The 1,099-nt window shown below is 60.0% G+C and carries 1 protein-coding gene; it reads right to left on the reverse strand.

The features are described 5' to 3' along the window. The gene (locus tag D7S89_RS01915) at positions 1-828 is read right to left on the reverse strand and encodes a hypothetical protein (RefSeq protein ID WP_183085071.1); all 828 of its coding nucleotides are present in this window, start codon (positions 826-828) and stop codon (positions 1-3) included. Positions 829-1,099 lie beyond the last annotated feature (271 nt).

The following is a 1,099-nucleotide window of genomic DNA, read 5'->3' on the forward strand; positions in this document are numbered from 1 at the left end:
TCAGTGTTTCGCGGCGCCGCTCGGGTTCGCTGGGGCAATCCTGGGGGCGCTCGGACGCAGTAGCGTGGGCGAGATCGCCGTGATGCTTCCGTCCCGGCCGGCGAACCGTACGGAGACGAACGGCGCGCCGACTCGAAAGGTCAAGGCATCATCGATCCGGGCGCCGAGCGTGATCTCGCCTTCGTTCCATTGCTCCAGCTCATTGAGAAAAGCCCCGGGCAAATGTTCTGGGTCGGCATCGGCAGACCAGATCAGTAGAAAGCGCTGCAGGGGCGTGTCAGGGGATGACTGGCCGTAGACGAAATGCACCAGGGCGCCGATGACTGTGTGTGTCTGCGTATCGACCCAGAGCAAACCTTTTTCATCGCAGGAGTGTGGCCGGCAGGACTCGAGCACGACGTAGCGGTTATCAACGAGCTTGGGAAACGCGACCGCTATGACTTCATTCACCGCGCTGAGCAGACTCGGCGATGATCCGCGCTTGCTCATGCCGAGGTATGCGTGCACGACGGGAACGTGGTTTTGCAGAAAGCGGTCGTACTGCGGCGAGAAACTGATCTGAAACGTCGGCGTCGGGTGGGCGGCACGCTTGATCCACTCCAACGATTCGGTGTCGTGTCCCGTGACTTTGAGCTCATCACGCCGCACCCAGCCGGTGGACACGCCCGTTTTCCCTGCATAGGCGACATACGCCGAGGTTCCGCAGTCGGCAACGAGCACGACTCGATCGCCACCCAGAAGGTAACGCTTGTCTCCACAGGGTGTTTCCGACTCAACATTGGCGCGGCTGCAGAAAAGCGTCAGGTGTCGATCCTTGGCGCCCGCCACTTGGGCCGTTGATACCTGTGGGCCATGTAGTGGAGCCTCAACCGCAACAGCGCGCCCGCAGCTGCCCGCACTCGATTGAGCAGGGCTACTCGTTGCCAATAGGAGCGCGAGTGGAAAGCCAGCCCAACAGATTCTTCTCATTACCCTCCCCAGTAAATCCAGTGCACCTCGATTAAATAAGGATTCTGGAATAAATCGATAACGCTATAAAGCTTCCTCCACGAACGGGGAGGGCTTCCGCTTCAACGGAAGCCCTCCCGTAGCCACTACA

Origin of the sequence: Trinickia fusca (assembly GCF_003628145.1) — a bacterium.
GTDB lineage: Bacteria > Pseudomonadota > Gammaproteobacteria > Burkholderiales > Burkholderiaceae > Trinickia > Trinickia fusca.